Annotated in this window: 22 protein-coding genes; 16 read left to right on the top strand and 6 right to left on the bottom strand. The window is 60.6% G+C overall.

Annotation, left to right across the window (positions count from 1 at the left end):
- Position 1: 1 nt before the first annotated feature.
- The gene (gene xylG, locus QZR14_RS01705) at positions 2-1558 is read left to right on the top strand and encodes a D-xylose ABC transporter ATP-binding protein (RefSeq protein ID WP_311995722.1); all 1557 of its coding nucleotides are present in this window, start codon (positions 2-4) and stop codon (positions 1556-1558) included.
- Positions 1559-2695 (top strand): sugar ABC transporter permease, encoded by a 1137-nt coding sequence (locus tag QZR14_RS01700; protein ID WP_123449829.1) that lies wholly within the window; start codon positions 1559-1561, stop codon positions 2693-2695.
- Between the two features lie 10 nt (positions 2696-2705).
- Here QZR14_RS01700 and QZR14_RS01695 read toward each other — a convergent pair whose 3' ends face one another.
- A complete protein-coding gene (locus tag QZR14_RS01695; RefSeq protein WP_311995721.1) occupies positions 2706-3629 on the bottom strand; it encodes a LysR family transcriptional regulator in 924 nt (307 codons plus the stop codon).
- Between the two features lie 94 nt (positions 3630-3723).
- On the bottom strand, positions 3724-4923 hold the full coding sequence (locus tag QZR14_RS01690; RefSeq protein WP_311995720.1) for an MFS transporter: 1200 nt from the start codon (positions 4921-4923) through the stop codon (positions 3724-3726).
- A gap of 48 nt (positions 4924-4971) precedes the next feature.
- Between QZR14_RS01690 and QZR14_RS01685 the strand changes: the two genes are divergently transcribed.
- From QZR14_RS01685 to QZR14_RS01645, 9 genes are all read left to right on the top strand, one after another.
- On the top strand, positions 4972-6498 hold the full coding sequence (locus tag QZR14_RS01685; protein ID WP_442967366.1) for a c-type cytochrome: 1527 nt from the start codon (positions 4972-4974) through the stop codon (positions 6496-6498).
- On the top strand, positions 6495-6968 hold the full coding sequence (locus tag QZR14_RS01680; RefSeq protein WP_250605133.1) for a (2Fe-2S)-binding protein: 474 nt from the start codon (positions 6495-6497) through the stop codon (positions 6966-6968). The genes QZR14_RS01685 and QZR14_RS01680 overlap by 4 nt, the downstream gene beginning before the upstream one ends.
- Positions 6965-9199, top strand: a complete 2235-nt coding sequence (locus QZR14_RS01675; protein WP_311995719.1) for a xanthine dehydrogenase family protein molybdopterin-binding subunit — start codon at positions 6965-6967, stop codon at positions 9197-9199. Before QZR14_RS01680 ends, QZR14_RS01675 begins: the two co-directional genes overlap by 4 nt.
- A gap of 170 nt (positions 9200-9369) precedes the next feature.
- Entirely contained in the window at positions 9370-10482 is a 1113-nt protein-coding gene (locus QZR14_RS01670; protein ID WP_311995718.1) for an alkene reductase, read from the top strand.
- A 257-nt stretch (positions 10483-10739) separates the two neighbouring features.
- Positions 10740-11699, top strand: coding sequence for an EamA family transporter (locus tag QZR14_RS01665; RefSeq protein ID WP_311995717.1), 960 nt, complete (start codon positions 10740-10742; stop codon positions 11697-11699).
- 358 nt (positions 11700-12057) lie between these two features.
- Positions 12058-13356: an MFS transporter gene (locus tag QZR14_RS01660; protein ID WP_250605137.1), complete on the top strand. Its 1299-nt coding sequence runs from the start codon at positions 12058-12060 to the stop codon at positions 13354-13356.
- Between the two features lie 88 nt (positions 13357-13444).
- On the top strand, positions 13445-14572 hold the full coding sequence (locus QZR14_RS01655) for an aminotransferase class V-fold PLP-dependent enzyme (RefSeq protein WP_311995716.1): 1128 nt from the start codon (positions 13445-13447) through the stop codon (positions 14570-14572).
- Between the two features lie 200 nt (positions 14573-14772).
- Positions 14773-15870 carry a carboxynorspermidine decarboxylase gene (locus QZR14_RS01650; protein ID WP_095125981.1) on the top strand — a complete coding sequence of 366 codons (1098 nt, stop codon included), beginning with the start codon at positions 14773-14775 and terminating at the stop codon, positions 15868-15870.
- A gap of 29 nt (positions 15871-15899) precedes the next feature.
- Positions 15900-17144, top strand: a complete 1245-nt coding sequence (locus QZR14_RS01645) for a saccharopine dehydrogenase family protein (RefSeq protein ID WP_095125982.1) — start codon at positions 15900-15902, stop codon at positions 17142-17144.
- Between the two features lie 101 nt (positions 17145-17245).
- On the opposite strand, the gene QZR14_RS01640 is transcribed toward QZR14_RS01645, so the two are convergent.
- Positions 17246-18700: a TrkH family potassium uptake protein gene (locus QZR14_RS01640; protein ID WP_311995775.1), complete on the bottom strand. Its 1455-nt coding sequence runs from the start codon at positions 18698-18700 to the stop codon at positions 17246-17248.
- Positions 18701-19076: 376 nt separating this feature from the next.
- On the opposite strand from QZR14_RS01640, the gene QZR14_RS01635 reads away from it, so the two are divergent.
- Positions 19077-20516, top strand: a complete 1440-nt coding sequence (locus QZR14_RS01635; protein WP_311995774.1) for an ATPase domain-containing protein — start codon at positions 19077-19079, stop codon at positions 20514-20516.
- 23 nt (positions 20517-20539) lie between these two features.
- Positions 20540-20899, top strand: coding sequence for a response regulator (locus QZR14_RS01630; RefSeq protein WP_311995715.1), 360 nt, complete (start codon positions 20540-20542; stop codon positions 20897-20899).
- A 129-nt stretch (positions 20900-21028) separates the two neighbouring features.
- Here QZR14_RS01630 and QZR14_RS01625 read toward each other — a convergent pair whose 3' ends face one another.
- Both QZR14_RS01625 and QZR14_RS01620 read right to left on the bottom strand, forming a co-directional pair.
- A complete protein-coding gene (locus QZR14_RS01625; RefSeq protein WP_250605141.1) occupies positions 21029-21538 on the bottom strand; it encodes a nucleoside deaminase in 510 nt (169 codons plus the stop codon).
- A 31-nt stretch (positions 21539-21569) separates the two neighbouring features.
- Positions 21570-22901: a nucleobase:cation symporter-2 family protein gene (locus tag QZR14_RS01620; protein WP_311995714.1), complete on the bottom strand. Its 1332-nt coding sequence runs from the start codon at positions 22899-22901 to the stop codon at positions 21570-21572.
- Positions 22902-23115: 214 nt separating this feature from the next.
- Between QZR14_RS01620 and QZR14_RS01615 the strand changes: the two genes are divergently transcribed.
- The gene (locus QZR14_RS01615) at positions 23116-24030 is read left to right on the top strand and encodes a LysR family transcriptional regulator (RefSeq protein ID WP_311995713.1); all 915 of its coding nucleotides are present in this window, start codon (positions 23116-23118) and stop codon (positions 24028-24030) included.
- 103 nt (positions 24031-24133) lie between these two features.
- Here the strand turns inward: QZR14_RS01615 and QZR14_RS01610 are convergent, their stop codons facing one another.
- Positions 24134-25300: an MFS transporter gene (locus QZR14_RS01610; protein ID WP_311995712.1), complete on the bottom strand. Its 1167-nt coding sequence runs from the start codon at positions 25298-25300 to the stop codon at positions 24134-24136.
- 94 nt (positions 25301-25394) lie between these two features.
- On the opposite strand from QZR14_RS01610, the gene QZR14_RS01605 reads away from it, so the two are divergent.
- Positions 25395-26300, top strand: a complete 906-nt coding sequence (locus tag QZR14_RS01605) for a LysR family transcriptional regulator (protein WP_311995711.1) — start codon at positions 25395-25397, stop codon at positions 26298-26300.
- 218 nt (positions 26301-26518) lie between these two features.
- Positions 26519-26980, top strand: a complete 462-nt coding sequence (locus tag QZR14_RS01600; RefSeq protein WP_311995710.1) for a hypothetical protein — start codon at positions 26519-26521, stop codon at positions 26978-26980.
- Positions 26981-26986: the final 6 nt, after the last annotated feature.

Raw genomic sequence — 26986 nt, 5'->3', positions numbered from 1 at the left:
CATGTCCGACTATCTGCTGCAAATGAACGGCATCGTCAAAACCTTCGGCGGTGTCAAAGCGCTCAACGGCATCGACATCAAGGTCAGGCCTGGTGAATGCGTTGGCCTGTGCGGCGAGAATGGCGCCGGCAAGTCCACGCTGATGAAGATCCTTTCGGCGGTCTACCCGCACGGCACCTGGGACGGTGAAATCCTCTGGGACGGGCAACCGCTCCGAGCGCAATCGATCAGTGAAACGGAAGCTGCCGGCATCGTCATCATTCACCAGGAACTGACGCTGGTGCCCGACCTGTCGGTGGCCGAAAACATTTTCATGGGCCATGAATTGACCCTGCCCGGCGGGCGCATGAATTACCCGGCAATGATCCACCGGGCCGAAGCGCTGATGCGTGAAATGAAAGTGCCGGACATGAACGTGTCGCTGCCGGTTTCGCAGTACGGCGGCGGCTATCAGCAACTGGTGGAAATCGCCAAGGCCCTGAACAAAAAGGCCCGCTTGCTGATCCTCGACGAGCCTTCATCGGCGTTGAGCCGTTCGGAAATCGAAGTGTTGCTGGACATCATCCGCGACCTCAAAGCCAAAGGCGTTGCCTGCGTCTACATCTCGCACAAACTCGATGAAGTGGCCGCCGTGTGCGACACCATTTCGGTGATCCGCGACGGCAAACACATCGCCACCACCGCCATGGCCGACATGGACATTGCGCAGATCATCACGCAGATGGTCGGGCGGGAAATGAGCAACCTCTACCCCAGCGAGCCACACGACATTGGCGAAGTGATTTTCGAGGCTCGTCACATCACTTGCTACGACGTCGATAACCCCAAGCGCAAACGGGTCGACGATATTTCCTTCGTCCTCAAACGCGGCGAGATCCTTGGCATCGCCGGTCTGGTCGGTGCCGGCCGTACCGAACTGGTGACCGCGCTGTTCGGCGCCTATCCCGGCCGCAACGAGGGCGAAGTCTGGCTTGATGGCCAACCCATCGACACCCGCACGCCGCTCAAATCAATCCGCGCCGGCCTGTGTCTGGTGCCGGAAGACCGCAAGCGCCAAGGCATCATTCCGGACTTGGGCGTCGGCCAGAACATCACCCTCGCCGTGCTGGACAACTACTCGAAACTGACCCGTATCGATGCCGAAGCCGAACTGGGCTGCATCGATCAGGAAATCTCGCGTCTGCACCTCAAGACCGCCAGCCCGTTCCTGCCGATCACCAGCCTGTCGGGTGGCAATCAACAAAAAGCCGTGCTGGCCAAGATGCTGCTGGCTAAACCCCGGGTGTTGATTCTCGACGAGCCGACCCGAGGCGTGGACGTCGGCGCCAAATACGAGATCTACAAATTGATGGGCGCGCTGGCCGCCGCAGGCGTGTCGATCATCATGGTGTCGTCGGAGCTGGCCGAAGTGCTCGGCGTGTCCGACCGCGTGCTGGTGATCGGCGAGGGCCAGTTGCGTGGCGACTTCGTCAACCATGAACTCACCCAGGAACAGGTGCTCGCCGCCGCCCTCAGCCAGCCTGGCAGCCATAACAATAATGATCGGAAAACCGCGTAAATGAATCAGGTCAAACAACTGTTCACCCGCTACAAAATGCTCGCGCTGGTGTTTGCCGTGGTGCTGATCTGGCTGTTCTTCAGCTGGCAGACCGAGGGCGGATTCCTGACCCCGCGCAACCTTTCCAACCTGCTGCGGCAGATGTCGATCACCGGCATTCTCGCCTGCGGCATGGTGCTGGTGATCATCAGCGGCGAGATCGATTTATCGGTCGGCTCATTGCTCGGTCTGCTCGGTGGCCTCGCGGCGATTCTCGATGTGGTCTACCACATTCCCCTGCTGGCCAACCTGAGCCTGGTCGCCCTCTGTGGGCTGATGATCGGTCTCGCCAATGGCTACATGGCGGCTTACCTGCGCATACCCTCGTTCATTGTCGGTCTGGGCGGCATGCTGGCGTTTCGCGGGATTCTGCTGGGGATTACCGGCGGCACGACCATCGCGCCGGTATCACCGGAACTCGTCTACATTGGCCAGGGTTACCTGCCCCACTCCATCGGCACCGGCCTGGGCGTTCTGTTGTTCGCGTTGACCGTGTTTCTGACCTGGAAACAACGGCGCAATCGCGCCCTGCACGGCCTCGCGGCGCATTCATTGGTGCGTGACGTCATCCGCGTGTTGGTGATCGGCGCCGTGCTGGCCGGTTTCGTGCAGACGCTCAACAGTTACGACGGCATTCCCGTGCCGGTCCTGTTGCTGCTGATTCTGCTGGGCGTGTTCAGCTACGTGACCAGTCAGACCGTGTTCGGCCGACGCGTGTACGCCGTGGGCAGCAACATGGAAGCGACGCGCTTGTCCGGGATCAATGTGCAGGCCGTGAAGTTGTGGATTTTCGGGATCATGGGCGTGATGTGCGCCCTCGCCGGCGTGGTCAACACCGCGCGCCTGGCCGCCGGTTCGCCTTCGGCCGGGAGCATGGGCGAACTCGATGCCATCGCCGCGTGCTTTATCGGCGGCACCTCCATGCGCGGCGGTTCCGGTACGGTGTACGGCGCCCTCCTCGGCGCGCTGGTCATCACCAGCCTCGACAACGGCATGTCGATGCTCGACGTCGACAGCTATTGGCAGATGATCGTCAAGGGCAGCATTCTGGTGTTGGCGGTTTGGGTGGATGTGAGTACACGAACCGGGCGCCGTTGAGCCCCAGGGATCACGCGGCGGGCGTGGTCGCGGGCGCCGGGCCGAGAATTTCCATGAGGAAATCGATAAACACATTGATCCGGCTGGAGCCACGGTGATTGGGTAAATACAACGCGTTGATGCAGGTGCTGGCACTGCCGGGATTGACCTCGTACTGCTCAAGCAAGCGGGTCAGCCGGCCGGCTGCGACGTCGTCGCGTACCAGCCAGTCAGCCAGCAGCGTCACCCCGCCGCCGCCGATGGCGGCTTCGCGCAGAATGTCGGCGTTATTGCTTTGCAGGCGCCCATGGACGTTGAGCTGAATGGGCGCGTCTTCATTCTGAAAGGTCCAGTGCTGGTGGGTGCCGCCGTAATCGAAACGCAGGCATTGGTGCTCCAGCAAATCCCGTGGATGACTGAGCGCCGCGTTACGCGCCAGATACGCCGGACTGGCCACCACCCAGCGCTCGAAATGCCCCACCCGTTTGCTGACGATGTCTTCACTGACCACCGACGACCCCAGCCGCACCGAAACATCGATCTGCTCGCTGAGCAGGTCGCTGACCTGATCGCTCAGCGACAGACTGATCTCCAGCCCCGGATGCCGCTCGAGCAAGCGGCTCAGGTGCGGCGCGATCAGGCGCCGCCCGAACTCCACCGGTACGCTGACACGCAGACGGCCCTGCGCTTCGGCGCCACGATCGGCGACGACAGCATCGGCTTCGTCGACTGCGTCGAGAATCGCCACGGCTTTTTCGAAATAGGTCTGGCCGGCAACGGTCACGCTGGTGTTGCGCGTAGTGCGATTGAGCAGGCTCGCGCCCAGCTCGTGTTCCAGCCCGGCCACTTGCCGTGTCACTGACGACGTTGATATCCCGAGTTTGCGCGCTGCCGAGGAATAGCCCCCGCAGCGCACGGTTTCCACAAACATCTTCAGTGCCAGCAACTTGTCCATAAGCGGGGTCCGGTCGATAGGGAACGCGGATGATTGTGCATCACTGTTCCCGCGTCGTCTTGTACCGCCGTGCTTGAACACGCTCGCCGGTTGTTCAGACATCGGCCTGGCGACTCAGGAACAAGCCGAGCGCAAGCGCTGGCAACAGCGCCACCGCGACGGCGGACAGGTTCCAGCCGAAATGCTCGTACAGCGGACTCGCGACCAGCGACCCCAGCGCGCCGCCGACGAAAATACTGGTCATGTACACGGCGTTCAGGCGCGCACGACTGTGGGGATCGAGGGCGTACACCTCACGCTGGCCGAGCACCATGTTCAATTGCACGGCGAAATCCAGCAGCACCGCGCACACCACCAGCCAGACATAGCCGCTGCCGGGTAGCGCGGCGATCAACAGCGAAACCGGCGCCAGCAACAACGCGACCAGTGTGCCGCGCCGAGCATACCCGGCATCGGCCAGACGCCCGGCAATCGGCGCTGCAATGGCACCCACCGCACCGACCAGGGCGAAGATCGCCACCTGTGCTTGAGTGAAGCCGTGGTGACGCATCAGTTCAATCGGTGCGAGGGTCCAGAACAGGCTGAAACTGGCAAACAGCAGCCCTTGATACAGCGAGCGCTGTCGCAACACTGAATAGCGCCGGGCCAAGGCAAACACCGAACCGATCAGCGCGGCATACGTGGCTTTATGCGTCGGCAGCCGACGCGGCAGTGCCACCGCAGTGATCAGCGCGATGACGGCCATCAGGGCCGCCGCGCTGTAAAACACTCCGCGCCAACCAAACACTTCAACCAACAGACTCGACAGTGGTCGTGACAACAGAATGCCCAGCAGCAGACCGCTCATGATATTGCCGACAACGCGGCCACGGCTGGCCTCGGGCGCCAGGTGCGCCGCCAGCGGCACAAGGATCTGCACCGCCACCGAGGTCAGGCCGATCAGCAAGGACAACACGAGGAACATCGACGGTGAATGGGTCAGTCCGGCGCACAACAGCGTAACGCTCGCCGCAAGAGTGAAGCCGACCACCAGCCGGCGGTTTTCCATCAGGTCGGCGAGCGGCACCAGCAGCAACAGGCCCAGGGCGTAGCCAAACTGCGTCAGCGAAACGATCAGGCTGGCATTGGCGCTGGACAGACCGATCTGCGGTGCAATCAGTTCGACGATCGGCTGCGCGTAATAAAGATTGGCCACGACCGCGCCACAGCAAAATGCCAGGAACGCGACCATCAGGCCGGAAAGTGAAGCTGGCTGTTCGGCGCTGGCCGCAACGCCCGGGTTGCCCGTGTGCATGATGACACCTCATTGAGTTCAGGAAAGTGCTGCCAAGGCTACGGCTCTGTGGCGACGCACAGAATCCACGCGGCGGGCAACGCAGTGATGCGTCCGGCGCAACGGCGCTGGCGTTGCTTGTCGCGCAACGCGCTGTTGCGTGCTCCGGTGATTCTCCCGCGCTGGCGGTTTCTCTACGCTTTGGCCCTGGCGCTGTCGTCCCCCGCGGCGCCCTTCCCCGGCTGTCACAAGGAGCGTTGTCATGACCCTTATCCCATCCGTTCTGCCATTGCCTGCCACGTTGTTCTCTGTCCCATGAACCGCCACTTTCTGAAGTCCAGAACGCTTTGGATCAGCGTGGCAGTCGTCGCCGTGCTCGGCCTGATCGGCGCCGTTTGGCTGATGTGGCGCCCGGCAATTGCACCGATCGAACGCCCGACGACCTTCGATACTGCACAGTTGCAACGCGGGGCGCGGGTGGTCGAGGCCGGCGATTGTGCGGTCTGCCATACCCGCCCCGGCGGTGAGTACCTGGCCGGTGGGCTGCCGCTGGTGACGCCGTTCGGCACGCTGTACAGCACTAACATCACCCCAGACGCAGAGACCGGTATCGGCCAATGGTCACTGCCGGCCTTCGAGCGGGCGATGCGTCAGGGCATCGCTCGCGACGGTCATTTCCTCTATCCGGCGTTCCCCTACGTGCACTATCGGCGCATGAGCGCAGCCGACATCGCCGACGCCTACGCCTACTTGATGAGCGGCCCCGCCGTGCACGCGCCGGCCGAGCAGAACCAGATGAATTTCCCGATGAACATTCGCCCGTTGGTGTCGTTCTGGAACCTGCTGTTCCTGCACGGTGAACCACTGACGCCGCTGGCGGGGCGCAGCGAAGCGTGGAATCGCGGGCGTTATCTGGTCGACGGCCCAGGCCATTGCGCCGGCTGCCATTCGCCGCTGAACCTGATCGGCGCGGAAAAATCCTCGGAATATCTACAGGGCGGCAGCGTTGACGGCTGGCTCGCGCCGGCGCTGGTCGGTATGGGCCAACGCAGCAACCCGTGGAGTCGCGCGCAACTGGTGGGCTATCTGCGCGCCGGGATCGTCGATGGCCACGGCACACCCGCCGGGCCGATGCGTCCGGTCAGCTTGAGTCTGGCCCGCTTGCCCGCCAGTGAAGCCGAGGCGATTGCCGAGTATTTGCTCAGCCTGGAAAACCCGCCTTCGGTGACAGAGACAACGCCGAAGACGCCGGCCAGTGAACCGGCAGACCACTCGACTGGCGCCCTGCTCTTCAGCAGCGCCTGCGCCGGTTGCCATGGCCCGGCAGCGCCGATGCGCGCCATCGATGGTCGCCCGGGGCTGCAAAAAACCTCGGCGCTGCAAGCGGCCAGTTCGCGCAACTTCCTCAAAACCGTGCTTGAAGGCCTGCCCGCCACACCCGGATCGCCCGGCCCGGTGATGCCTGCGTTCGCCGCCAGCCTGGACAACGCGCAACTCGGCGCACTGGCCGCGTATCTGCGTCAGCAAGCCAGCCCCGATCAACCGTGGGCCGACCTCTCTTCCACTATTGAAGCGTTACGTCAGGAGACGAAATGAGCCAGATCACCCTCAACGTCAACGGAGCCGCACAACCGCTTGAGCTGGAGCCGGACATGCCGCTGCTGTATGCGCTGCGCAATCACTTGAACCTCAACGGCGCCAAATACGGCTGCGGTCTCGGTCAGTGCGGCGCCTGCACGGTGATCGTCGACGATCAACCGGTGTTCGCCTGCCTGACGCCCTGCGCCGGCCTCGAAGGCAAAAAAATCCGCACCGTGGAAAGCCTCGGCAGCGCGCAAGAGCCGGGCCCTCTGCAAGCGGCATTCATCGAAAAACAGGCCGCGCAATGCGGCTATTGCATTGCCGGCATGCTCATGCGCGCGCAGGCGTTGCTTGAGCGTAATCGACACCCGGATGAGGCGACCATTCGCGAGCACATGGCCGGCAACCTGTGCCGCTGCGGTACGCACTTGCGGATCATTGAGGCGATCAAACAGGTGGCCGGGCACAACGGGAGCCTGACATGAGTGAGTCGAATGAATTGAACCCAAGTCGACGCGCCTTCCTGCGCGGTGGTGCGTTGCTGATGGCATTCACCCTGCTGCCGGTGGCGCGACGTGTGTTGGCAGATACGGAAGTCGATACGCTCGGCACCGTGGTCCTCGCGCCCGACCTCCCCGGAAGCCTGCGCACCAACCCGTTTCTCGATGCCTGGATCCGCATCGGCGCCGACGGCATCACCGTCTACACCGGCAAAGTCGAATTGGGCACTGGAGTGAAAACCGCGCTGCTGCAAATCGCCGCCGAGCGTTTGCAGGTGCCGGCAACCTCCATCAACCTGCTCACCGCCGACACCGCGCTGACGCCCAACGAAGGCTACACCGCCGGCAGCCACAGCATTTTCGACAGCGGTACCGCGTTGTATAACGCCGCCGCGCAGGTGCGCGAAATGCTCGTCGATGCCGCCGCCCGCCATTGGCAGCTTGATGCTGCACGGCTCGGCACTCACAGCGGCGTGATCGAAGGCCCGACCGGTCAGCGGATGAGTTACGCCGATGCGGTCAAACATGTCGATGTGCATCAATATGCCAAGGCTCAGTCACCGGCGATGGCCGCCGCTGACTTCAAACTCATCGGGCATTCGTTGCCGCGCCTCGACATCCCGGCGAAGGTCAGCGGTGGCGCAGCATTCGTCCAGGACATGCGCCTGCCGGGCATGTTGCATGCGCGGGTGATCCGCCCGCCCCGTCCGGGCTGCACGCTGCAAGCATTCGATGCGGCATCCATCGAAGCGCTGGCTGGCGTGGTCAAGGTGATCCGCGACGGCAACTATCTGGCGGTGCTCGCCCGTGATGAGTGGCAAGCGATAAAAGCCATGCGCCGTGCCAGCGAGGTGACGCAATGGAGCGAGGGCGAGGCGATTGCCGACGCAGCCGAGATTCATGGCTTGCTCAAACGCCTGCCCTCCCGGCGCTATCCGATCAGCAACAACGGCACGCCGAGCGGCGCGGCCGACACGCGTTTTCAGGCGCGGGTCACCAAGCAATATCTGATGCACGGCTCGATCGGTCCGTCTTGCGCGGTGGCCTGGTTCAAGGACGGCACGCTTACCGTCTGGACCCACACCCAAGGTGTTTACCCGCTGCGCGCCGGCATTGCCGAAATGCTCGGTCTGCCACCTGAGCGGGTGCGCTGTATTCATACCGAAGGTTCAGGGTGTTACGGGCACAACGGCGCCGATGATGCCGCCGCCGATGCAGCATTGATTGCTGTGCGTGTGTCCGGTACGCCGGTGCGTGTGCAGTGGATGCGCGAGCAGGAAAATCTTTGGGAGCCGTATAGCTCGGCGATGGTCACCGAGGTCGACGCCGGCCTCAGCCAAGGCCACCTGCAGGATTGGGCCTACGAACTCTGGACCACGCCGCACAACGAACGCATCGTCAACGCCGGGCGCCTGTTGCCGGCACGCTTGCTCGCGCGGCCCTTCGCCTCGGCGCCCTCCGTGCCGATCGCCCAGCCCGAAGGCGATGGTGATCGCAACGCGGTGCCGCTGTATGACGTCAACTCGACGCGCATCAACATGACCTTCGTCACCCAGATGCCCTTTCGCACCTCGGCCATGCGTTCGCTGGGTGCGCACATCAACATCTTCGCCATCGAGGCGAGTATCGACGAACTGGCGATCAGGGCCGGCATCGACGCGGTCGCCTTGCGTCTGGCCCATCTCAGCGACCCGCGTGCCCGTGCGGTCGTAGAACGTGTGCGTGATGAGATCGGCTGGCCGCAGAAAAGCAGCGAGCCCGGCGCCGGTATCGGTTTCGCCTTTGCCCGCTACAAAAACATCATGGGTTACTGCGCCATCGCGGTGAAACTGCGGGTGCATCCGCAGACCGGCGAGATTCGCATCGATCACGTGGTGACGGCGGTGGACGTCGGCCAGATCGTCAGCCCCGATGGCCTGCGCAATCAGGTCGAGGGCGGCATCGTGCAGTCCGCGAGCTGGACCCTCTACGAAAAAGTCGCCTACGACGCGGGCGGCATCCGCAGTTACGACTGGAGCGGTTATCCGATTCTGCGTTTCACGCAACTGCCGAAAAAAGTCGATGTGCATTTGCTCGACCAGCCGGGAGAACCCTTCCTCGGTGCCGCTGAAATCGTTCAGGGGCCGATGGCTGCCGCCCTTGGCAACGCCGTCGCCAACGCCACCGGCCGGCGCTGGCTGAACCTGCCGCTGACGCGCTCAAACCAACCCGTCTGAGCCATACCCGTGTTCATCGCTGATGAGCACGGGCGCCGTTGCGCGCTACGCAAAACAGCGTAGCGCCGGTCACCGATTATCACCCCCGCTACACCCGGTTAAGTTAGCGGCACTGGTTCGCGGCCCCGCTGCCGCGCTTGATTGCCTTCTATTGATCTCTGGAGCTACCCATGACCCGTCGCCTGTTCCAACCCCTCGCACTTGGTCCTTATACCCTCGCCCATCGCGTGGCGATGGCGCCGTTGACGCGCTCACGCGCCGGCCAACCGGGCGATGTGCCGACGCCAATGAACGCCGAGTACTACCGCCAACGGGCCAGTGCCGCGCTGATCATCACTGAGGCCACGCAAATCTCCCGGCAGGCTCAGGGTTACGCCTGGACGCCGGGCATCTACAGCCCTGAGCAGGTCCGCGCATGGTGTGATGTCAGCGCAGCGGTGCATGAGGCCGGCGGGTTGATCTTCATGCAACTGTGGCACGTCGGCCGGGTGTCCCACCCCAGTTTTCAACCCGATGCTGGCCTGCCGGTTGCTCCCAGCGCGCTGCCGGTGCCTGGCAAGACGTTTATCGTCGACGACAACGGTAACGGCGTCTGGAGTGATGTGCCGGTGCCGCGAGCGCTGGAAACGGCGGAAATCGCCGGGATCGTCGAGGACTACCGCGTGGCCGCGCGCAACGCGCTGCAGGCGGGCATGGACGGTGTAGAGATTCATGCCGGCAACGGTTACCTGCTCGACCAGTTTCTTAACAGCAACAGCAATCAGCGTGACGATGCCTATGGTGGCAGCGTGGAGAATCGCGCGCGGTTTCTGCTGGAGGTGGTCGCGGCCGTGGCTGAAGAAGTCGGTGCCGAACGGGTCGGCGTACGCCTGACGCCGATGGGGCGCTTCATGGGCATGGGCGATGACACCCCGGAGGCCACCTTCGGCCACCTCGTCGAAGCGCTCAACCAATGGAATCTGGCCTACCTGCATCTGGTCGAGCCAGCGATGGTCGGCACCGTCAAAGATGAGAACTTCGACCCGCGCTGGGACGCGATCATTGCCCAGTTGCGCAAGACCTGGAACGGCGTGCTGATCCTGGCGGGCGGCTACGATGCGCAATCCGCCGAACAGGCGCTGATCGCCGATCGGGCCGACGTCATTGCGTTTGGCCGCCCGTTCCTGGCCAACCCTGACTTGCCGCGTCGACTGCACGATGGCCTGGCGCTTAACACGCCGGACCCGAGCAGCTTTTTCGGCGGGGATCAGCGTGGGTACGTTGATTATCCGTTTCATGCCTGAGCAGAAGCAGGCGACCCGCCTCTCATGAATGTGTAAATCGCTGGAAGCAGGGGCCGATGGGCCCCTGCCCTATCAAGTCATACGATCTCTTTGCTCAATCAAAGGCGTGAAAAATCCAGCATAAAGCCAAACATATGCGTGGTTGTGCGCTTTCAGGTCTATTGCCCGACGTCGCCGAATGCGATAAAACGAGCTGGTTGTACGACAACACAATAAAAACCAAGTCGTTCGAACGGCTAACAATCCTGAGATCTGCCATGCCTCGCCCTACCGCTACGCAAACCGTCCCGCCGCCCTACCCCCGTTATCTGGCTGTGATCATTCTGTTGTGCATGGGCTGTGCGTTTGCCGGCAATCATGTGGCGGCGCGAGTCGCATTTGATGATGGTGCGGGTGTGCTGCTGGCGATTCTGATGCGTTCCGGCGGGACCCTGCTGGTGCTCGGCATTCTGGTGCTGTGGCAAAGACAAAGCCTGCGCTTGTCGGCGGGTGCCTGGCGCTGGCAACTATTGCTGGGCCTGCTGATTGCTGCGCAGAGTCTGTGTCTGTACTCCGCTGTCGCGCGGGTTCCGGTGGCGCTGGCCCTGCTGGTGGCGAACGTGTTCCCTATTCTGCTGGCATTGCTCACCTGGGTGCTGGGTGGCCAGCGACCGAGCGCACGCACCGCGACCTTGATGGGTTTGATTCTGATGGGGCTGGTGTTTGTACTGGATGTCCCCGGGCGTCTCTCAGCCACGACACAGGTCAGTACGCAATGGCTGACGGGCGTCGCACTCGCGTTCTGCGCTGCCAGCGTGTTCGCCTGCGCGCTGTGGATCACCGACCACAAACTGTCTCAGGTACGTGGCTCGGTACGCAGTCTGCTGACCATTTTCATCGTGTTCAGCAGCGTCAACCTGGCAGGGCTGACGGGCGCCCTTCCCGGCGGATTGAACCTGCCCGCCACCTCGACCGGATGGCTGGCCCTTGCCACCCTGATGGTGCTGTACGGCACGGGTTTTATTGTCCTGTTCATTTCAGTGCCTCGGCTGGACATGCCGCGCAATGCCCCGGTGATGAACATCGAGCCATTGGCAACGCTGCTGATGGGCTGGATTGTGCTGGACCAGATGCTCAGTAATGGACAGATTGTCGGTGGGGTGATTGTGGTCACGGGCATCGTTTTGCTGACCTACCGTAAAGCAGTCGTCAAGGCAGAGGTCAAAGCCGGTGCGTGAAGGGTGAAAGGCGGGTAATCAACCCAAGGCAGTATCGAGCCTCTCAATGAAACTGCAGATCGCGCCACTCGTCCCAGCTGAAAGCTTGTCGTTAGGTCTCAGCCTTTTTATGCCTGCGTCCAAGCGTCGCAGCAAACAACCATTGGCAAATCCTGCACAAGCCTTAGAATCCCGCGCGCTCTTGCTGTCGCCAGAGACGGCGACCGCGGCGTAACTGACGGACTAGTCACACCTCGCTGATGGGTGTCCGACCCTACAGCCCTGCCCGCTCGGCGGGCACTCGCACCACACACTTTTTCGGCTTGGCAATCGCCTGCGCAGAGGCGCACGTTGCGCTGTTCGATCTTCAGAGGTTTTTATGTCTCCGCGTTTGCTGGCCATGGCGCTGGCGCCCCTGCTCGGGCTGTTCATTGTTGCGCTGGGCAACGGTTTCCTGTCGTCCCTGACCACCCTTCGCCTCGACGCTGCCGGTGCCTCGACCACGATGATCGGCATCGTTTCATCCGCCTACTTCATCGGCCTGACTTTGGGGGCGGTGTTCAATGACCGTTTGATTCTGCGCATCGGCCATATCCGCGCCTACGGCAGCTTTGCCTCGCTGATTGCCGTGACCATTCTGCTGCAGGGTCTGTTCTATGACACGTGGGGCTGGTTCGCCCTGCGCCTGATCAACGGCTGGGCCACGGTCGGCGTGTTTCTGGTGATCGAAAGCTGGCTGCTGCTGGCGGGCGACGCGAAGATTCGCGGGCGCTTGCTCGCGCTGTACATGATCGTCTTGTACGGCGCTGGTGTGCTGGGCCAGGCAACGCTGGGGAAAATCACCGGGTTGAGCGACAGCGCACCGTTCATGGTCGCCGGCATGCTCGCCTCGTTGTCGGTGTTGCCGATCGTGATCCTGCCGCGCGTGTCGCCGCTGCTCGATCAGGTCGAGCCGCTCAAGCCACGGCAATTGTTGGGCGTGACGCCGACCGGGCTGGTCGGCTGTTTCGGCTCGGGTGTCAGCATCGCGGCGATTTACACCTTGCTGCCGCTGTATCTGCAGCGCAGCGGTCTGAATGTCGGAGAAGTCGGCAGCATGATGGCCTGGACGATCCTCGGCGCCATGCTCCTGCAGTACCCGGTCGGACGCTGGTCCGACCGTAAGGATCGCTTGCAGGTGCTGACGATTCTGACGGTGGCGTGCACGGTGTTGTCGCTGGTGATCGTCCTGCTGCCGTTGTCCTCGACGCTGCTCGCAGTGATGTTGTTTCTGCTCGGCGGCGGTGTGTTCGCACTTTACCCGGTTGCCGTCAGCCACGCCGCCGACCGCGCCCCTGCCGAAGCCTTGGTGCCGATGATTCAGGGCTTGCTGCTGATCAACTCACTGGGCTCGGCGCTCAGTCCGATGATGATCTCGCCGGTGATGAATTCGTTCGGCGCCAATGGTCTGTTCTGGGTCTTTGCGCTGGTCAATCTGTGCATGGTCAGCTTCTTCCTGTGGCGCCGGGGCAAACGCCCGGTTCCGGCCAATCCCGCACCTTTTGCGGCGGCAGCAACGTTCTCGCCGACGGGTGCTGAGCTGCGGGTGACCGAAGATTTGCGTCAGGCGGTGCAGGAGCATCCGCCGATGGTGGATGCGCTGAGCGGCGAGCCTGCGACGCAATGTGAATCACGCTGATTCACTTGCACAATTCAATCAGCTCATCCCTGCCCTTTGCCTACACTTGCTTGCCAATGATGTTTCCTCTCTGCCGAAGGAGTCACCCATGTCCAAGCTCTATCCCAGTGTCGATCCCGAGGGGCTGATCGAGTACTCGGTTGTCTACACCGACCGCTCGCTCAACCACATGTCGCAGTCCTTCCAAGGCGTGATGAAGAACATTTCCAAGACCCTCAAACAGGTCTACAACGCCGAGGCGGTTGCGGTGGTTCCGGGCAGCGGCACATTCGGCATGGAAGCGGTGGCGCGACAGTTCGCCACCGGTCAGCAATGCCTGGTGATCCGCAATGGCTGGTTCAGTTATCGCTGGAGCCAGATTCTTGAGATGGGCAATATCCCGGCGGCGACCACGGTGCTCAAGGCCCGGCCGGTCGAGCCGGGTCGCCAGGCAGCCTACGCCCCGCCGCCGCTGGACGAAGTGCTGGCAGCCATTGCCAAGCACAAGCCGCAGGTGGTCTTCGCACCCCACGTTGAAACGTCATCCGGAATCATCCTGCCCGACGACTACCTGCGGGCGGTCGGCGACGCCGTGCATGCGGTGGGTGGCTTGTTTGTGCTGGACTGCATCGCCTCCGGCACGATTTGGGTGGATATGCACAGATGCGCAGTCGACCTGCTGATCAGCGCACCGCAGAAAGGCTGGAGCGCCTCCCCTTGCTGCGCCCTGGTGATGTTCAGTGCTGCGGCGCTCAAGCGCATCGAACAGACGCAAAGCAGCAGCTTCGCCTGCGACCTGAAAAAGTGGCTGCAGATCATGCAGGCCTACGAACAGGGCGGACATGCCTACCACGCGACCATGCCCAGCGATTCCCTCGCGCGCTTCAACGACGTGATGAAAGAGACCCAGGCTTACGGCTTCGACAAGATCCGCGACCAACAACAGGCGCTGGGTGATCGGGTGCGCGCCCTGTTGACCGGCAAAGGCATCAAGAGCGTGGCCGCAGTCGGCTTTCAGGCCCCTGGCGTTGTGGTGAGCTACACCGATGATGCCGACATCAAGAACGGCAGGAAGTTTGCCGAGCACGGCCTGCAGATCGCCGCCGGCGTGCCGTTGCAATGCGACGAACCGGCCGACTTCCAGACCTTCCGCCTCGGGCTGTTCGGACTCGAGAAACTGCAGAATATCGAGCGCACGGTGAGCATGCTGGAACAGGCACTGGATGAGGTTATTTAGCTACCCGGCCGTCGGGCACAGGCTTCACGACATAACCGTCAACTGGTGGTTGATGTCGCGGTGTTGCACGTCCCGACGTCCCGAGCGTTCAACCTTTTGGGGTATTTGCTGAACCAGTCGTACGCTCTGCTCTTTCGATATGTGGTCAGTCCGGGCACAATGCGCATCCTTTTTTGGCTGGCCTTGCCGGAGGCCTCGAAATGATCAAGACACCGTACTACCTCATCGACAAACAGAAACTGCTGACCAACATGCAGAAGATCGCCTATGTGCGCGAACAGTCCGGGGCCAAAGCCCTGCTCGCGCTCAAGTGCTTCGCGACCTGGTCGGTGTTCGACTTGATGCAGCAATACATGGATGGCACCACGTCGTCGTCGCTTTACGAACTCAAGCTCGGCCGCCAGAAATTCGAAGGCGAAACCCATGCCTACAGCGTGGCCTGGGCCGACGATGAGATCGAGGAGATGCTCGCCAATTGCGACAAGATCATCTTCAACTCCATCAGCCAGCTGCAACGCTTTGCCGAGCGCTCTGAGGGTAAAGTCCGTGGCCTGCGCGTCAACCCGCAAGTCAGCAGTTCCGATTATCTGCTGGCCGACCCGGCGCGTCCGTTCAGTCGTCTTGGCGAATGGGACCCGGTGAAGATCGAAGGCGTTATCAGCCAGATCTCCGGCTTCATGTTCCACAATAACTGTGAGAACGGCGACTTCGGCCTGTTCGACCAAATGCTCTGCACCATCGAAGAACGCTTCGGTGAGCTGCTGCACAAAGTGAGCTGGGTCAGCCTCGGCGGCGGCATTCACTTCACCGGTGAAGGCTATGCGCTGGATGCGTTCTGCGCTCGTCTCAAGGCGTTCTCGCAAAAGTACGGCGTGCAGGTCTATCTGGAGCCTGGCGAAGCGGCGATCACTAACAGTGCCTCGCTGGAAGTCACCGTGCTCGACACCCTCTACAACGGCAAGCACCTGGCCGTCGTGGACAGCTCCATTGAAGCCCACTTGCTCGACCTGTTGATCTATCGCCTGAACGCCAAGCTGGCGCCGAGCGAGGGTGAGCATACCTACATGGTGTGCGGCAAATCGTGCCTGGCCGGAGACATCTTCGGCGAGTACCAGTTTGACCGTCCGCTGGCCATCGGTGATCGACTGTCCTTCATCGATACCGCCGGCTACACCATGGTCAAGAAGAACTGGTTCAACGGCCTGAAAATGCCATCCATCGTAGTGAAACAACTCGATGGTACCGTCGAAGTGGTTCGCCAATTCGGTTACGAAGACTACCTGTCCAGCCTTTCTTGAAACGGACAGATAAAGGAGAGAAAAAGCAATTGAAAAAGAACGTTCTTATCATTGGTGCAGGAGGTGTCGCTAAGGTGGTGGCCCACAAGTGCGCGCAGCATAACGATGAACTCGGTCGTATCGCTATCGCGTCGCGCAACATCTCCAAATGCCAGGCCATCATCGACAGCGTCAAGGCCAAGGGTAGCCTCAAACAACCCGCCGATATCAAAGCCTTCTCGCTCAATGCGCTGGATGTCGAAGCGACCAAAGCGCTGATCCGCGAAACCGGATCCGAGATCGTCATCAACGTCGGCTCCGCGTTCCTCAACATGTCGGTGCTGCGTGCCTGCATCGATACCGGCGTCGCTTATCTCGACACCGCCATTCACGAAGAACCGGGCAAGATCTGCGAAACCCCGCCGTGGTATGGCAACTATGAGTGGAAGCACCTCGCAGAGTGCCAAGAGAAGAACATCACCGCCATTCTCGGCGTGGGCTTCGACCCGGGTGTGGTCAATGCCTATGCAGCACTGGCGCAACAACAGTATTTCGACCGCATTGATTCGATCGACATTCTCGACGTCAATGCCGGTTCCCACGGCAAATATTTCGCCACCAATTTCGACCCGGAAATCAATTTCCGTGAATTCACCGGGCAGGTGTGGAGCTGGCAGAACAGTCAGTGGACCAGCAACACCATGTTCGAAGTCAAACGCACCGACGACCTGCCGGTCGTGGGCTCGCAGAACCTGTACCTGACCGGCCACGATGAAGTGCACTCGCTGTCGAAGAATCTGGACGTGCCCAACGTACGTTTCTGGATGAGTTTCGGCGAGCACTACATCAACGTGTTCACGGTCCTCAGGAACCTCGGCCTGCTGTCCGAACAACCGGTCAAGACCGCCGAAGGCCTGGAAGTCGTGCCACTGAAAGTGGTCAAGGCCGTGCTGCCTGATCCGAGCTCGCTGGCGCCCGGCTACACCGGCAAGACCTGCATCGGTGATCTGGTCAAGGGCACCAAGGATGGCCAGTCGCGCGAAGTGTTCATCTACAACGTGGCCGACCACGAGGAAGCCTTTGCCGAAACCGACAGCCAGGGCATTTCCTACACCGCCGGCGTACCGCCTGTTGCCGCTGCCCTGCTGGTCGCCCGCGGCGAGTGGGATGTGCAGCGCATGGCCAACGTCGAGGAACTGCCGGCTGAGCCGTTCCTCAAAGCGCTGGACGTAATGGGTCTGCCGACCCGCATCAAGGACGAAAACGGAGATCGTCCCTGGAACGGCGTAGCCTGAGGCTCGCAATAACCTGCGACGCGTCACTGCCCGCTACAAAAAACGCCGCTCATTGAGCGGCGTTTTTGTATGTACTGAAATTCAGGGCACGACTCGCTGGGTCAATATCTCCAGAAAACCGGGGTTACGAGCACCAACACAGTCAGAATTTCCAACCTTCCCAGCAGCATGCCGACGGTGAGTAGCCATTTCGCCGCATCCGGCAGTGATGAGAAATTACCTGCCGGCCCAATGATTGTGCCCAAGCCGGGTCCGACGTTACACACCGCCGTAGCGGCACCGCTTAATGCGGTTATCCAATCAAGCCCAATCAAAGCCAGGCCCAAAGCGATGGCGGCAATCGTGATGGTGAAAAAAAACGAGAAGGTCAACAGCGAGCGTACGATCTCTTCATCGATGGGATGGCCGTTGTATTTTTTCTGAATCACGGCTCGAGGATGGATCAACTGCTTCAAACTGCTGACCAGAAGCGCGGCAGCCACCTGAAAACGGAAGATTTTGAGCCCGCCTGCCGTTGATCCGGAACAGCCACCGACGAAGGTCAGATAGAAAAACAGCAAAACAGCGAAGCTGCCCCACAAGGTGTAGTCGCCAACCGCAATACCAGTGGTCGTGACGACCGAGGTGACATTAACCGCCACGATACGAAACGCCTCCCACCATCCGTAGTCGCTGTGAAAATACAGCCAGGTACCTACAGCCAACGATGTGACGAGCAGGAATCCAATAAACCCGCGGACCTGGTGATCCTTGATCAGCGCACGCCGATTACCCCGACATGTTGCAACGTACAAGGTGAATGGCAGGCTGCCCAGAATCATGATGACTACTGCCACCCAGTGAATTGCTGGTTGCTTCCAATGCCCAAGAGAGGAGTCCGAAGTTGAGAACCCGCCGGTTGAGATCAACGACATTGCGTGGTTGACCGCTTCAAATGGCGTCATTCCTGCGAGCCAGAGCAACAAAGTGCCGATACCCGTCAGGCCCAGATAGAGCAAAAGAATGTACTTGGCTGCCATATGAGAACGCGGTGTCACTTTCTCCGACCAATCCGAGGACTCTGTCTGGAAAAGACGCATGCCACCGACTCGCAAGAGTGGAAGAATTGCCACCGCCATGCCGATAAAACCGATGCCGCCCAACCAATGGAGCATGGAACGCCATATCAGCAAACCAGGAGATGAACTATCCAAACCGGTGAGTACAGTCGAGCCAGTGGTTGTGATGCCCGACATCGTTTCGAAGAATGCATCGGTGTAGCTGATATCGCTGATGAAAACCATGGGTAAAGCTGCGAAGGCACACACAACGACCCAGCTCGCGGTAGTCAGCAAGTACATGTCCCTCGGGCGGAGATTGCCCGTGTCCGGACGCCCTCGCACGATCAACAGCAGACCACAGATGAAGGTAATCAGGCTCGACCCGAGGAAGGCCGACAGATCGTCGCTACGCTCATAAAACACCAGCGTGATCATGGGGATAGCCATGCTTACCGCCAGGGTAATCAAAAATATACCCAGGATGAAGCCTATAAGCCGAATTGCTGCGTGGGACATCACAATAGCGTTCCAAATTAGCACCGCGCAGTATCGGATGCCCATCCTGAAGACTCCGTAAATTCTCCGTAAAATTTGTACCTGCAATCAGTCAGGCTGCGTGAGTCAAAGGGTAGTCATGAGTTCGAATCCCATCACCTGCGTTATCTCAGGTTCGGCAAAGCCCTGACTATGCCGGCTTTGTCGTTCGCCGGATTTGGCAATCGAATCTTCTTGCGCGCAGGTTGTCCTTATTCCCGGATTGCATGCCGTCACTCGCCAAGCATCACTTTCCAACGCTACTTTGCCTCCACCGCCATGGCCCAAAAAAGGAAATGGCGTTAGCATTTCATCCATCCGGCTTAACAAGCCTGTTTTTTCAGATCAGGGTCGCATAGTGGAAAAGCTAAAACGCCTTCAAAGCGGAATCGAAGGGCTCGACGCGCTGCTGCAGGGAGGCCTGGTCGCGGGTGCTTCGTACATCATTCAAGGCCGCCCCGGTTCCGGCAAGACCATCCTCGCCAATCAGCTCGGCTTCCATCATGCCCGCAATGGCGGTCGCGTCCTGGTTGCCACGTTGCTGGCCGAGTCCCACGACCGGCTGTTTCAGTTTCTGTCGACCATGAGTTTTTTCGACGCCTCGCGAGTGGGCGCCGAAATACAGTTTGTCAGCGCTTTCGATACGCTGGAAAACGAAGGCCTCGATGAAGTAGTGAAACTGCTGCGGCGCGAAATCAGCCGGCAGAAAGCGACGGTCATGGTCGTCGACGGTTTGCTCAACGCGCGCTCCAAGGCCGACTCACCGATCGACACCAAAAAATTCATCTCCGAACTGCAAGGCCACGCGGCATTCGCCGGTTGCACCGTGCTGTTTCTCACCAGCTCGCGCCTGGACGACGGCAGCCCGGAACACACAATGGTCGACGGCGTCATCGAAATGGGCGAAGAGCTGTTCGGCACGCGATCGGTGCGACGCATTCACCTGCGCAAGACCCGTGGCAGCGGCGCGTTGACCGGTGTTCACGAATGCGAGATCACCGATCACGGCCTGGTGGTCTATCCGCGCCTGGAAAGTCTGTACAAACGCCCTTCCGCCCCCGACAGCGCAGACATGACACGGATTCCCAGCGGCATCGTTTCGCTGGATGACATCCTCGGTGGCGGCTTGCACAGCTCCAGCGTCACGCTCGTCATGGGGCCTTCCGGGATCGGCAAAACCACGCTGGGTCTGAAGTTTCTCGCGCAGTCGACGGCCGAGGCGCCGGGCCTGCATTTCGGTTTCTATGAGAGCCCGCAACGGCTGCGACTCAAAGGCCGCTCGCTGGGCATCAACATTGAACAAATGGAACACAGCGGTGCGCTGAGCATTGCCTGGCAGCCTACCACCGAGGGCTTGCTGGACGGCCTCGGTGCGCGCCTGCTGAGCCTGGTCGATGAAAAAGGTATCAAGCGCCTGTTCATCGACAGCCTCAGCGGCATGACTCGGGTTTCAACCACACCGGGACGCATCACCGACTTTTTCAGTGCGCTGATGAACGAGCTGCGGTCGCGAGGCGTTACGGTCTTCGCCTCCTGGGAAATGCGCGATCTGTTCGGCTCCGAGGTCAGCGCACCGAACTCCGACCTGTCGAGTATTGTCGACAACCTGATTCTCATGCGTTTCTTTGAAAATCACGCTGAACTTCGCAGGACGCTTTCCATTCTCAAGATACGTGATAGCTCTTATAACCCTTCGCGGTTCGAGGTGGTTATCCGTGATCAAGATGTGTTCCTGGAAAAGGCTTTGAGAAATGAACCTTCCGTCTCATCTGAGTCATTGCCTGGTTCAATATCGTAAGTCTTCGAGCGGGTTGAAATAACATGACCACCATCCTGGTAGTCGACGACGAGTATCTGATTGCTGACATTCTTGGCTTTGCGCTGGAGGATGAGGGTTTCATGACGGTGACGGCCAGCAATGGCAAGAAAGCCCTCGAAGTGCTGGAGAGAGAACGGCCAGCACTGATCATCACTGATTTCATGATGCCGGTCATGGACGGCCTCGAATTCGCCGAAGCCGTGCGTGCTCAGCCTTCCGTCAAACACTTGCCGATCATTCTCATGAGTGGAGCGCAGGCGCACATCGGCATACAGCGTTCGGATCTGTTTGACGTGGTGCTGCCCAAGCCGTTCGACATTGCGGTGATTGTGGCTGAAGTAAAGAAGCTGTTGGCCTCATAGATACTCAACGACAAAGGCAATTTCGGCATTGGAATTGCCCGCTCTCATTTGTGAATTGGCGGGTTCAATGCCCCTTCCTGCGTCTCTAGAGGGGCAGCACCACGCCAATCGAGCGTGGTTTCTAACCTGTTACGACCAAAAACCCTTGTGCGGCTCAGCCGCCTCCCCCTCCAGCATCGGCCCCAACACACTGACCTTGCGCTGGCCTTTGGCGAATACTTCGCGGCATGGCAGCGAGAACGTCGGGTTCTCCGGATGGTCACCCGTCAAGCCCAGCAAGGCATGTTCCGACAAGGCGTAAACCACCCGCCCGATCCCGGTCCAATACACCGCGCCGGCGCACATGCAGCAAGGTTCGGCGCTGGTGTACAACGTGCACTGTTCCAGCTCTTGCGGTGACAGCAGTTTTGCCGCCGCTGCGGCCGCCACCAACTCGGCGTGCTGAGTCGGATCGCCTTCCGGCGGCATCGAGTTGTTCCCCGCTTCGACAATCACCTTGCCGTTGCGGTCGGCCACCAATGCCGCGAACGGATGGCGACCGCGTTGCTTCGATGCCTCGGACAGGGCGATGGTCTGGCGCAGCAACGTCAGATCAAGTTCGCTGACGCCGGCCGGGATGAGCTGAGTGAATTGATTCATGGGTGACTCCTGGGCAGTGGAAAACAAACAGTCAGTCGGCCAGTTCAGCGCCGATGGTTTCAGTGGGTTTTTTGTCGTTGTTGAGCAGGATGTTGAGGACGATGGCGGTGATCGCTCCGAGGAAAATCCCGCTGTCGAGCACCAGTTTCAGGGTCGGGCCGACGTGTTCGAACAGCGCCGGGAAAGACATCGGCAGCACCCCGACACTCACCGACACGGCGACGATGATGCCGTTGCGCGTCCCCTCGAATTGCACCCGTGACAGTTCCTGAATCCCCGCCACGGTGGTCATGCCGAACATCACGATCGCGCAGCCACCGAGCACCGGCGTTGGCACTGCGGCGATCAACGCGCCGAGTTTCGGGAACAGGCCCATCAGCACCATGATTGCCCCGGCAGCGGCCACGACGAAGCGGCTTTTCACGTTCGAAAGCGCAATCAAACCGGTATTTTGGGTGAAGGCGTTGTAAGGAAAACTGTTGAACAAGCCTCCGAGCATGGTCGACAAGCCGTCGGCGCGAAACGCGTTGCCGAGGGTTTGTTGCGTGGTCGGTTTGCCGGTCAATTTGCCGATCGCCAGGCAGTTACCGGTGGTTTCGGCCATGATCACCAGCATCGCCAGGGTCATGATCAGAATCGGCACCGGCGCGAATTCAGGGGCGCCGAATGCCATCGGTGCGCTTAGTTCGAACCACGCCGCTTCGCTGACCCGATTGAAGTGAGTCATGCCGCAGGCCGCGGCGATCAGGCTGCCGACGAACAGGCCGATCAGTACGCTGAGGTTGCCGAGGAAGCCCTTGCATTTGGCGTAGATCACCAGTGTCACGCTGACGGTGGCCAAACCGAGTAACAGGTTCGCGGGATTGCCAAAATCCGCCGAGTCGGGATTGCCACCGCCCAGCCAGATCGCCGCTGCCGGCATCAGCGAGATGCCGATAATGGTGATCAGACTGCCAATCACCACCGGCAGAAAAAACCGCAGCAAGTGGCTGAACACCGGCGCCAGGGCAATGGTGATAAAGCCTGCGGCGATCACCGCGCCGAAAATCTGACTGAGACCGAATTCCTTGCCGATCATGATCATCGGCGCCAGGGCAATGAATGAGCAGCCCTGAATCAGCGGCAGCCGTGCGCCGAATTTCCAGAAACCGAGGGTTTGAATCAACGTCGCCACACCCGAGGTCAACAGGTTGGCGTTGATCAGCAACACCACCTGCGCCGAGGTCAGCCCCATCGCACTGCCAAGAATCAGCGGTACCGCCACTGCCCCCGCGTACATCACCAGAACATGCTGCAAGCCAAACGTGAACAACTGTCGCAGTGGCAAAACCTCGTCCACCGGATGAATGCGTTGTGGGGTCATTTCACACGCTCCTGAAGGTGCGGCATCTGTTGAGATCGCGGGCATGCTCAGGGGCGTTTGAAAGTCAGATCCGCCCCGGAGATCGTTTGACGCGGGGTCATATTTGAACGTTTATTACGATGAAACAAATTAGCAACCATCGCTTTTTTCGATGGCAAAATCAGGCATTCGTGATCTGCTTCCAACCCTTATCCTCGACCCGGGAGTCCACCTTTTGCGCTTCTCACTCGATCAACTGTTGATGTTTGTCCAAGTGGTCAAAAGCGGATCGTTTTCTGCCGCCGGGCGCAAACTGGGCAAGACCCAATCGACCATCAGCGCGGCGATTGCCAACCTCGAAACCGACCTGGGCGTCGACCTGTTCGACCGCAGTAACCGCAGCCCTGCCCTCACCGCCAGTGGCCACAAATTGCTGGTACAGGCCGAAGCCGTGCTCGAACGCTGCATGACTTTTGAAGCCCACGCCGATTGTCTGTCGGAACAGGTCGAACCCAGCCTGACACTGGCGATTGAAACGCCGTACGGCCCGATCATGCCCGTGCTCAAAGCCTTCGAAGCCGCATTCCCTTTCGTCGACCTGATCATCCGCCATCCGGTGTACGGCGACGTCAGCGAACTGGTCAGCAGCGGCGAAGCGGTACTCGGCGTGGCGTTCTCGCAGCCCGGTTACCCCAAGGAACTGGCGTTCCAGCAACTGGGCAAACTGATCATGCTGCACGTCTGCCACCCGGAGCATCCATTGGCGCAACTCGACAACGTCACCTTCGACGACCTGCACGTTCATCGGCGCCTGGCCTTCAGCGCTCACGCGAGCAAACTGCCGAGCAGCGAATACCTGCGCTCGACCCAGTTGTGGCAAGCGGAAAGTTATCTGGCGTTATTGGAAATGGTCCGCGCCGGGCTTGGCTGGGCCACCCTGCCCCGGCAGCTGGTTCAGCGAGAACTGGCCAAAGGTGAGCTGGTGGAACTGCAGCTCTCGGCGTATCCGCATACCGACTGGCAGATTGGTGTCGATTTGCTCTGGGCGCGGCAGCGGCCGTTGGGCAAGGCGGAGCGTTGGCTGAAGGAGAAATTGCAGGGCTACAAGGTGTATGAGCTGGATCGCAATGGGCAGATCACGACGCTTTGATTAGGCTGTTCACGGCGGTGAAAAAGAGGCCCGCCAAAACGGGCCTCGATCAAGGGCTTTTGTAACTACGCCAGCTCGGCTGTTTCAGGCTGACCGGAGCTTGTCACACCGTTGCCGCTTCAACCGTTCTGGAACGCCACGCAAACGCCAACACCATCAGCAGCCCCAGGCCCGCCATTGCCGCGCCGGCCAGGGAGATCGCCGGATAACCGAGCCCGCTGCTGATCACCGCGCCGCCCAGCGCCGCGCCAATCGCGTTGCCGAAGTTGAAGGCGCCGATATTCACTGCCGAAGCCAGATTGGGCGCGTCCTTCGCCGCTTCCATGACGCGCATCTGTAGCGGCGGCACCAAGGCAAAACTGGCGATACCCCAGATCAGGATGGCCACCGCGGCCGGCAGCGGCCAACGCATCAGTACGGTGAACGCCAACAAGACCAAAATCAGCACGCTCAGCGAGACGATCAGGGTGCGATCGATCGAGCGGTCAGCAGCCTTGCCGCCCCACATGTTACCCAGCGTCAACCCGACACCGTAAAGCATCAGCATGGCGGTGATGTAAGCGGTGGACGCATGGGTCTCGCTGCTGAGGATCGGTGCGATGTAGGTGAACACGGTAAACATGGCGCTTGAGCCGACGACAGTCAGGGCCAGCGCGGCTAGCACCGGGCCGCGGCCCAATACGCGGATTTCCGCCATGACACCGACGCTTTGCGGTGCTCGCACGTTGGGCAAGGCGAACCACAACGCGGCCATCGTCACCACGCCCAGGCCGGTAATCCCCCAGAAAGCCGTGCGCCAGCCGAACAGTTCGCCAAACCAGGCGGCCAGCGGCACACCGCCAATGGTCGCCAGGGTCAGGCCCATGAACATTGCCGCAACCGCCCCGGCACGTTTCTCCGGAGCGACCACGCTGGCGGCGACGATCGAGCCAACGCCAAAAAAGGCACCGTGGTTCAGTGAGGTCACCACCCTGGCGACCATGAGGCTGTAGTAATCGGTGGCCAAGGCTGACATCAGATTACCCAGGGTAAAAATCGCCATAAGCCCGATCAGCAGATAACGCCGGGGAATCTTGCCGGTGGTCAGGGTCATCAGTGGTGCGCCGAGCAAAACGCCCAGCGCATAAGCGCTGACCAGCAAACCGGCAGCGGGAATGGAAACGCCCAGATCCGCGGCGATACCCGGCAACATGCCCATGGGGGCAAATTCTGTAACGCCGATGCCGAAGGCACCAATGGCGAGTGCGACAAGTGGTGGATTGATACGCATGGAAAGCTCCTTATCTATGCCGCCAATGCTACGATCCCGTCTTTTCAGGCGGTAGATAGCATTTTCGGCAATCACCTTTGCGCAGGAGGCACAAGTGGATTTCAACGGCAGGTCAGGTGAAATGAGCGTGTTCACCACCGTGGCGCAGGAAGGCAGCCTGTCGGCCGCCGCGCGTGCACTGGGCCTGACGCCCTCGGCGGTCAGTCGGATCATCGCGCGCACCGAACAACGGCTGGGCACCCGCCTGCTGTTGCGCACCACCCGAGCGATCACCTTCACAGCCGAGGGCGAAGCGTTTTTGCGCGGTGCCCGGCGGATCCTCGCCGACATGGACGAGGTCGAAGAAGCCATCGCCGACCAAGGCGTACCCAAGGGTCGATTGCGCGTCAGTGCCGCCCTTGTCCATGGACGCCTGGCCATCGTTCCGTTGGTCGCAGCCTTCAGCGCCCGTTACCCGAACATCGTCGTCGACCTCACCCTCGGCGACGAAGTGGTCGACATTCTTGGCGGGCAAGCCGACGTCGCGGTGCGCTTCGGCCATCTGCCCGACAGCCCGCTGACCGCACGCAGGATCGGCACCACCGGCCAGGTCGTGGTGGCATCGCCCGAGTATCTGCAGCGCCACGGCATCCCGCAGGAACCGGAAGACCTGCTACAACACAACTGCCTGCGCTTCAATTTCAAGCGTGCCGAACCCAACTGGCCATTTATCCGCGATGACAAAGCGTTTTCCCTGAAGGTCAGCGGCAACATCGAATGCAGCAGCGGTGAAGCGCTGGCACAACTCGCGCGAGTGGGTGCCGGGATTGCACGCATCGGCGAATTCAGCGTGAGCGAGGATCTGCAGCGCGGCGATCTGATTGCGCTTTTGCAAGACTGGAACCCCGGTGACCAGGAACCGATTCATGCGGTGTTCGTCGGCGGCGCGGCAATGCCGGCGCGGGTGCGGTTGTTCGTCGACTTCTTGGTGGAGAATCATCGGATGTCAGCTGAGACGTAAGCTGATATTTGCGGATACTGGTGATGTTGAAGTGGCCATGGCTTTTTTGGACGTTTTACCGAATCCCTCCACCGCCCGGACATGCTCCGGCGTAGCCCCCCCCATAAAGCCCCTGATTCACACAACAGCCCTCATGTAACCCAAAAACACGCCGATACCGTGCAGCAGCACGGAAGCACCGCAGCAGCATGACTCCCTAGAAGGCAGGAACCCGAACAATGTTGGAACACCTCTGGCGCAGCATCCATTCCCCGGACTACCTGCCCAACGTACTGGAATGGATGCTCTATATTCTCCTCAGCCCGTTCATGGTGATCATGTGCCTGATGGTCGGAGCGCTGGCCGGCAAATGGTGGAGAGCGCTGCCCTACGGCAGCCTGACTTGTTATGTGGTCTTCCTGAGCCGGTCTTCTTTCTATCGGTGGGAAAGCATTTTCCCCCTGGCCGGCCTGCCTGCGCTGGCGATAGTTGGCGCACTGCTTGCGCTGCTCGGCTTTTATTTGAAAGGCGTACTCAGAACCCGCGCAGAAGCAAAACCCGAAGGCCATTGGCTGCGCAGGCTTTATCAAGGCCTTAAGGTCGTCATGCGGACAGTTATGGTGATGTTCTGGGCAGTCGTCGTGCTGTTTGTTGTGATCTTCACTGTCTCGGTCGCGACCCAACCATCATTGGCGCATTGAGCAGCC

Source organism: Pseudomonas sp. rhizo66 (assembly GCF_031931925.1).
In the GTDB taxonomy this organism is placed as follows: Bacteria; Pseudomonadota; Gammaproteobacteria; order Pseudomonadales; family Pseudomonadaceae; genus Aquipseudomonas.
Note: the sequence above shows the minus strand (reverse complement) of the source record. Positions and strands in the feature narration are given on the sequence as shown.

Bases quoted from the DNA above. Each gene is read 5' to 3' on its own strand.
- xylG (WP_311995722.1), top strand. From the start codon at position 2: ATGTCCGACTATCTGCTGCAAATGAACGGCATCGTCAAAACCTTCGGC.
- QZR14_RS01700 (WP_123449829.1), top strand. From the start codon at position 1,559: ATGAATCAGGTCAAACAACTGTTCACCCGCTACAAAATGCTCGCGCTG.
- QZR14_RS01695 (WP_311995721.1), bottom strand. From the start codon at position 3,629: ATGGACAAGTTGCTGGCACTGAAGATGTTTGTGGAAACCGTGCGCTGC.
- QZR14_RS01690 (WP_311995720.1), bottom strand. From the start codon at position 4,923: ATGCACACGGGCAACCCGGGCGTTGCGGCCAGCGCCGAACAGCCAGCT.
- QZR14_RS01680 (WP_250605133.1), top strand. From the start codon at position 6,495: ATGAGCCAGATCACCCTCAACGTCAACGGAGCCGCACAACCGCTTGAG.
- QZR14_RS01675 (WP_311995719.1), top strand. From the start codon at position 6,965: ATGAGTGAGTCGAATGAATTGAACCCAAGTCGACGCGCCTTCCTGCGC.
- QZR14_RS01670 (WP_311995718.1), top strand. From the start codon at position 9,370: ATGACCCGTCGCCTGTTCCAACCCCTCGCACTTGGTCCTTATACCCTC.
- QZR14_RS01665 (WP_311995717.1), top strand. From the start codon at position 10,740: ATGCCTCGCCCTACCGCTACGCAAACCGTCCCGCCGCCCTACCCCCGT.
- QZR14_RS01660 (WP_250605137.1), top strand. From the start codon at position 12,058: ATGTCTCCGCGTTTGCTGGCCATGGCGCTGGCGCCCCTGCTCGGGCTG.
- QZR14_RS01655 (WP_311995716.1), top strand. From the start codon at position 13,445: ATGTCCAAGCTCTATCCCAGTGTCGATCCCGAGGGGCTGATCGAGTAC.
- QZR14_RS01650 (WP_095125981.1), top strand. From the start codon at position 14,773: ATGATCAAGACACCGTACTACCTCATCGACAAACAGAAACTGCTGACC.
- QZR14_RS01640 (WP_311995775.1), bottom strand. From the start codon at position 18,700: ATGTCCCACGCAGCAATTCGGCTTATAGGCTTCATCCTGGGTATATTT.
- QZR14_RS01630 (WP_311995715.1), top strand. From the start codon at position 20,540: ATGACCACCATCCTGGTAGTCGACGACGAGTATCTGATTGCTGACATT.
- QZR14_RS01625 (WP_250605141.1), bottom strand. From the start codon at position 21,538: ATGAATCAATTCACTCAGCTCATCCCGGCCGGCGTCAGCGAACTTGAT.
- QZR14_RS01620 (WP_311995714.1), bottom strand. From the start codon at position 22,901: ATGACCCCACAACGCATTCATCCGGTGGACGAGGTTTTGCCACTGCGA.
- QZR14_RS01610 (WP_311995712.1), bottom strand. From the start codon at position 25,300: ATGCGTATCAATCCACCACTTGTCGCACTCGCCATTGGTGCCTTCGGC.
- QZR14_RS01600 (WP_311995710.1), top strand. From the start codon at position 26,519: ATGTTGGAACACCTCTGGCGCAGCATCCATTCCCCGGACTACCTGCCC.